The sequence below is a fragment of the Mycobacterium sp. E1747 genome (genome assembly GCF_001667775.1).
In the GTDB taxonomy this organism is placed as follows: Bacteria; Actinomycetota; Actinomycetes; order Mycobacteriales; family Mycobacteriaceae; genus Mycobacterium.
The window spans coordinates 1-7,438 of the sequence record NZ_LZJI01000080.1; the positions used below are offsets into that span (position 1 = coordinate 1).

At 69.3% G+C, this 7,438-nt stretch carries 1 protein-coding gene and 1 pseudogene; both read right to left on the reverse strand.

Features of this window, described 5'->3' with window-relative positions; all coding sequences use genetic code 11:
- Window positions 1–6,114: non-ribosomal peptide synthetase (locus A5695_RS08340; RefSeq protein WP_068079885.1), on the reverse strand; the 6,114-nt coding region annotated here is incomplete at its 3' end.
- Window positions 6,074–7,438 (reverse strand): annotated as a pseudogene (locus A5695_RS08345) (SDR family NAD(P)-dependent oxidoreductase); the annotation flags it as partial. The gene A5695_RS08340 and the pseudogene A5695_RS08345, both read right to left, overlap by 41 nt.

The following is a 7,438-nucleotide window of genomic DNA, read 5'->3' on the forward strand; positions in this document are numbered from 1 at the left end:
GGGAAGCGCATCCAGGACGGTCAACGATGACGGGATCATATAGCCGGGCAGCGTCGCGCCGATCGCGGCGCGCACCTCCGATGCGAAGGATGCCTTCTCGGCGTCGCCGGCCATCGGGCGTTGCGGCACAACGTATCCGGCCAACGAGGTGCCGCCGTGCACCTCCCAGGTGCGCGCGGCGGCGGCGACGACGCCATCGACCGTTGCCAGCGCCGACTCGACCTCGGCCAACTCCACGCGGAAACCGCGCACCTGGACCTGGTGGTCGGATCGTCCGACGAATTCCAGTTGGCCGTCCGGGGTCCAGCGGGCGAGGTCGCCACTGCGGTACAGACGCAAACCCGGCTCGGGTGAAAAGGGATTCGCCACAAACCGGGTGGCGGTCAGCGCGGGTCGCTTCCAGTAGCCCCGCGCCAGTTGATCGCCGGCGTAATAGAGTTCGCCGACGACACCGACCGGCACCGGCCGCAGGCCGTCATCGAGCAGGTAGGCGGCCGCCCCGGGAACCGGCTTGCCCACCAGCGGATTCGGCGGCTCCAGCGGCCCGCGTGATACCGCGCCGGATGTTTCGGTGGAGCCGATGTTGTTCAACAGCTCGATGTCCGCGCCGGCGCACACGGACACCAACCGCTGCAGCAGCGACGCGCTCACCGGTTCTCCGCCGCACACCAGCCTGGACAGCGCTCGCACCGCGTCGGGCCGGCTGTCCACCAGGACGGAGACCAGGCTGGGCACCGCGGTCACCTGCGCGACCCCGTGACGATTCATCAACTCGCCGAGGGCTTCCGGGTCGCGGTGTTCGGCATCGTCGGCGAGGATCATCGTGGCCCCTGCCGCCAGCCCGGCCAGCATTTCCATGCCGCCCTCGAGGAACGTGATCGAGGCCTGCGCCAGCCGGACGTCGTCCGTCCTGGGCGGGTAGTGCCGCAACTGCCAGTCCAGCCGGGCCGCCATCGAACGATGGGTGCCCACCGCGCCTTTCGGCTTGCCCGTGGATCCGGACGTGAAGACCAGGAACATCGGGTCGTCGGGGTGCGGCCGCGGCAGTTCCCGCCGACCCGCGTCCTCATTCTCCAGTGCGGCGCGCACCTGCGGGTCTTCGAGCGAAAGCACCGCGACGCCGGCGACTTCGGGGAGGGTGTCCACCGCTTCGGCCGTGGCCAGCACGACCGGGGGCCGCACGTCATCGAGCATGAACTGCTTGCGCGCCAACGGATAGCCAGGATCGATGGGGAAGTAACCACCGCCCGCCTTCATGATGGCCACCAACGCCACCACCAGGTCGATGCTGCGCCGTGTCGACAACCCGACCAGCGATCCCGGTCCGATGCGGCGCGCCACGAGCAGCGCCGCCAGGTTGTCCGAAAGACGATGCAGCGCGGGGTAATCGATCTGCTGACCGCCGCAGCGCACCGCGATCCGGTCGGGCCCCCAGCGCCGGCTGGGCTCGAGCAGTTCCGGAATGGTGCGTGGCCGGTCGTGCGGCGGCCGCTCGCCGCGGCTCCAGTGCTCGAGCAGGCGGCGCCGCTCTGCGGCGTCGGTCAGTTGCACGTCTCGCAAGCTCTGATCAATGTCGTCGGCAAAGTCGGTGACCACCCGAGTCAACCATCCGGCCAACCGCTCGATCGTGGCCCTGCTGTAGAGCTCGGTGCGGAAGATCAGGTTGCCGTTGTATCCGACTCCGCCCGAGCCGTCGGTGCCGAAGAAGTTGACACTGAGGTCGGCATGGGCCATGTCGAAAACCGGGTCCAGCGAGGTGCACACCGTGTCCTGCTGGCCGTCTGAGGCTTGCTCGATCACCCGCGTCGCCGGCAGGTGATCACGTACGTGCACCACCACCTGGAACAGCGGGTTGCGCGACAGCGAACGCACCGGGCTGACACTGTCGACCACGCGGTCGAACGGCAGGTCCTGGTGGGCGTAGGCGGCCAGCGCGGTTTCCCTTGCGCGGGCTAGCAATTCACGCAGCGTCGGGTTGCCGGTCAGGTCGTTGCGCAGCACCAGGATGTTGACGAAAAACCCGATCAGCTGGTCCAGTTCGGCCTCGGTGCGCCCGGCGACCGGGGTGCCCAGCGGGATGTCGAGCCCCCCGCCCGCTTTGTGCAGCACCACGGCGACGGCCGTTTGCAGCAACATGAATTCGGTGATGCCCAGCTCGCGGGACAACTCGGCGAGTTTGGTGCGGGTGGCCGCGTCGATGCGGAACTCGACGGAATCGCCCTCACCGCTGGGCACCCGCTGCCGCGGAAAGTCGGGCCGCAGCCCGGTGTCCTCGGGCAGCCCGGCCAGCTGGCGGTTCCAGTACTCCCGCTGCTCGGCGGCGATAGCGGACTCCTGGCCGCCCGTGTCGCCGAGGAACTCCCCCTGCCACGCCGCGTAGTCGGCGTACTGCACCCGCAGCGGCGCCCAGACCGGGACTTCCCCGGTCCGCCGCGCCCGGTAGGCGGTCATCACGTCGGCGAAGAGCACCCCGGCCGACCAGTGGTCGGAGGCGATGTGGTGGACCACCAGCGACAGCACGTGCTCGGACGCGTCGTCGGCGGTGCGCAGCACCGCGACCCGGACCGGCAGTTCGCGGTCCAGCTCGAAGCAGTGCCGGCGCTCGGCGTCCAACTCCCGCTGCAGCCAGGCCCGATCGGGCCCGGTCGCGCGGCGCACCGAAACCTCACCCGCGGGCCCGACCACCTGGTAGGGCACGCCGTCCAACTCAACGTAAGAGGTGCGCAGGATTTCGTGCCGGGCGACGACGTCGCCGATCGCGGCGACCAGGGCATCGATGTCCCACGGCCCACTCAGTTTCGCGGCGAACGGAATGTTGTTGACCCAGCTGGGCCCGTCCACGCGGTAGGCGAACCAGCTGCGCAGCTGTGAGGCCGACAGCGGCATGGGCTCGTCGTGGGCGGTTGCGATCAGCTTGGGCCGCGACTGCCTGAGGTCGCCGGAACTGAGCTGGTCGACCCGCTCGGCCAACGAGCCCACCGTCGCCAGTTCGAAGATGTCGCGGATGCCGACCTCGACGCCACACTCGGAGCGGATCGCGGCGACCAGTTTCGTCGCCACCAGCGAGTGGCCACCCAAGTCGAAGAACGAGTCGTCGACCCCCACCCGGTCGTGACCGAGCAGCGCGGAAAACAGTGCGGCGACGCGGCGTTCGGTTGGCGTGGCCGGGTCACGGTATTCGGCGGCCGCCGCGATCTGCGGTTGCGGCAGCGCGGCGCGGTCGATCTTGCCGTGGGCCGTGATCGGGATCTCGTCGAGAGCCACATAGGCGGCCGGCGTCATGTAGTCCGGCAGTGCCGCGGCCACCCTGGCGCGGATGCGTTCGATGTCAACGCTTTCCGGGTCGCCGCCCGGCGCCGGTGTGACGTATCCCACCAGGCTCTTGCCCAACCGGGGCAGGTCCATGGCCAGCACCACCGCCTGCCCCACGCTGGGGTCGACCGAGATGGCGGCTGCGATCTCGCCCAGCTCGATGCGGAAGCCGCGGATTTTCACCTGTTCGTCGGCGCGGCCTACGAACTCGATGTCGCCGTCGGCGTTGCGGCGGGCGAGGTCGCCCGAGCGGTACAGCCGGCCGCCCGGGGTGAATGGGTCGGCGATGAAACGCTCGGCGGTCAGCGCGGGCCTGCGGTGGTAGCCGTGCGCGACATGCGTTCCACCGATGTATATCTCGCCGATCACGCCCGCGGGCACTGGGCGCAGCGCGTTGTCGAGCAGGTGGACCTGTGTGTTGATCTTCGGGCGCCCGATGGGCACCACCCGGGTGCCTTGGGCCCCTTCTACCGGGTAGCTGGTGCAATTGACCACGGTTTCGGTGGGGCCGTAGAAGTTGTACAGCAGCGCGTCGAAGGTGGCGTGGAACTTGTCGGCGATCTCTCCCGGCAACGCCTCCCCGCCGATCGGCACGCGGCGCAGGGTGCGCCACTGGCTGACGCCGGGAAGCGAGAGGAACAGACCGAGCAGCGACGGCACGAAATGCATCGAGGTGATGCCTTCGCGGCTCAGCAGATCCGTCAGGTAGCCGATGTCGCGTAGCCCGTCGGGGCGCGGAATTACCAGCCGGGCGCCCATGATCAACGTTCCGAAGATCTCGCCCATCGACACGTCGAAGCTCGGCGACGCGACCTGCAACAGCCGGTCGGTCTCGTCGACCCGGTACTCGTCGCCGAACCAGACGAAGTACTCGGCGATCGGTGCGTGGGGTACCGGCACGCCCTTGGGCAGCCCGGTCGAACCCGACGTGTAGATCAGGTAGGCCGTGTTGTCCGGGGACAGCGGCCGAATCAACTCGGTGGGCGCGGTGACCGGGTACTCCGACAGCTCGGAAACGGGTTCGCGCAGCACCAGTTTGGCGTCGGCATCGCTCAGGATGAACGTCAGCCGATCCTCGGGATAGGTCGGATCCACCGGCAGGTAGACGGCGCCGGCCTTCAGCACGCCCAACGCGGTGATGACCAGTTCGGGTGACTTGTCCAGCAACACCGCGACGCGATCTTCGGTGCCAACGCCCTGCTCGATCAGCCAGTGCGCCAACCGGTTCGACTCTTCGTCGATCTCACGGTAGGTGTACTCGCGGCCCTCGTAGACGACGGCCGTGGCGGCGGGCGACGACTCCGCGCGGCGGGTGACCAGCGCCGGCAAGGTGGTGGCCGGGGTTTCGAACTGTTCACCGGTCGAGGCCCGGCGCAGCCACTCGACGTCTTCGGTGCCCATCAGCGCGCACGCCGACATCGCCCTGTCGGGGTTGGTCAACGCGTCGTCCAGCAACACGGCGTAGTGCCGCAGCAGCTGGTCCACCAGCTGTTGGTCCAGCACCTCCACCAGGTACTCCGCTTCGACGAACCCGGCGCCCGAGCGGTTCAGCTCGACCATGAAACTCAGTGGCAGCTGGTTGAACTGGCCACGCAACTCCCCGCGCGTGCAGCGCACCCCGGGCGGGCTGAAACCGGCGCCATCGGGTTCGCGCTGCCCGAAGCTCAGCCGGGTCATCCGGTCGGCGCCGTGCCGGCGATCGGGGTTGGATTCGCGGACCAGCCAGTCCAAATCGGCGCGCGAATGGGCGAAGGCGCCCACCGCGCGATCCCGTGTTTCGGCAAGCAGCTCTCGGAACGTCCGCTGAGGCCCCGGCCGCAGCCGAATCACCACGGTGTTGCCGTAGTACCCGATCGCCGATTCCGTTCCGACGCCGCGATTGAGTACCGGAGCGGCGATCAGGAAGTCGGTCGACTGGGTGTAGCGGTGCACCAGCGCGGCGAAGGCGGCCATCAGCACCATGTACGGGGTGGCGCCGGTTTCCCGCGCCAGCGCCGCCGCCCGGTCTACGGTGGCCGCCGGCAACGGCATCATGGCGCGTTGCGCGCGCCAGGTGCTTGGCACCACCGATCCGTTGGGACCCGGAAGCTCAAGGGGCTCAGGAAGGTTCGCCATCTGGCTGCGCCAGTATTCGTAGTCCGCGGCGGGATCCGCGGCTTCGTCCGGCGGTGGGGTCAGTAGCGGGGGCTCGTGGCCGAAGCCGTCAGGATCGACGTACGCACGGGTCAGGTCGGCGAAAAACGGTGTCCACGAGGCGTCGTCCCAGGCGATGTGGTGGGCGGTGATCAACAGCATCAGCTCGTCGGCCGAAAGCCGGGCCACGGTGACCCGCAGCGGCGAATCGGTGGCAAGGTCGAAGGGCCGGCGGAAATCGCGCTGCGCCAGCACGTCCAGCCGTAACCGGCGAGCCTGATCGGTCAGTCCCGACAGGTCGTGCTCGGCCCACTGCGGCCGCAGTTCCTCGTGGATGACCGGATACGGGTCGCCGTGGGCGCCCGGCTCATACGTCGTGTGCAGCACCGTATGCCGCGCGGCCACGGCGTCGACCGCGTGTCGCAACCGTTCAGTGTCGACCGCACCGGTGAGGTGATAGGAGACGCAGACGTTGAGCAGCGCGCTGTCGGGGTCCACCGACTGCACGAACCACATCCGGTGCTGTCCGGCGGACATGCGCGGCTCTTCGGGTATTGCCGCCGGCGCGCCGGCGGCCGGCCTGGCCAGGCCGCGTTCGGCGATCTTGCGGCGCAACAATTCCAGGCGCTCATCGTCGAGCCGTGCACCGGCTCGGGTGGTTTCCGTCACGCGGGCAGTCCAACCTTTCTGACTTCGCGAGCGTCGGGCGTTGCGCCTTCCGGCGGCTCGCCAGAGCCGGCGTGCAACGCATCGATCAATTCGTTGAGGGTGATCCCGCCGAGCATGCGAGCGACCGGAACGGAGCGCCCCACCGTCCGGCGCAGCCGCTTACGCAGATCGAGCGCGAGCAATGAGTCCACCCCGAGGTCGATGAGCGGCGCGCTCGGGTCGATCGAGACCGAGTCGCCCAGGTGCAGTGTCGCGGCGAGTTCGGTGCGCACCGCCTCGGCCAACGGCCTGGTGGCGGAGTCGCTCGCGTCCCCGCCGCTTTGGGCCGCGCTGAACGGCATTGGCATTCCCTGGCTTTCGAAGAACACCGCGAGCCGGTCGAAGTCCGCGTCGAATATCAGCGGATCGCCGTCATAGCGGTGCAGGCCGGCCTCGATCGCCGCCTCGGGCACCATCGCGATCAGACCGGAGCGTTCGGTGCGGGTGATCTCCTCGGCCCCGACGACGCCGGCGGCCTGCCAGAGTCCCCACCGGATCGCCACGCCGTCGCGGCCCCGGGCTCGCAGCTGGGCAACCAACACGTCCAGCATCCGGTTGGAGGCGGCATAAGCGGCGTGGTGGTAACCGCCCCACACTCCGAACACCGACGAGCAGGCCAGGATGCGGGAGTCCGGCCGCAGCGGCCACATGTCGGCCAGCAGCGCCAGACCACGCACCTTGGCGGCACATACCGCCGCCACATCGGTGCCGGTCAGGTCGGCGCGGAAGCGCGTCTCGGCGATGCCGGCGGTATGGATCAGCAACGACGCCCCGTCCCCGGCGTGCCTGCCGGCTGCGGCCACGGCGACCGGATCGGTGATGTCGCAACGCAGGGCGCGTACCGCGGTGTCGTGGCCTTCGGTGAGCCGGCGCAGCACCGTCGGGTCGAGGCCGCTGCGGCTGAGCAGCGTGACCGTTCGTGCCCCGCGCTCAATGCAGTACCGCGCATACCGCAGGCCGATGGCGCCGCTGCCGCCGGTGATCACCACGTTGTCCAGCGCGGCGGCGTCCAGGGGCCGTTTAATCGCCGAATCGCGGCAGTCCCGGAAAGTTCGGACGTAGGGTCGCGGCACTGCACTTCCGCGCACTGCCACCTCGGCGGCCGCACCGAGCAACACGTCGATGACGGCGCCAGCCGTCGGCGCGTCGAGGTTCCGGTCCGGCAGGTCAAGATGTCCGAAGGCCTGGTCGGTGAATTCGAAACCGATGCTGCGATGCATCGCGGCCAGCGCCGCCTGCGCCGGGGACGCGCCGACGTCGTCGGGGCCGACGTTTTCCGCGACGT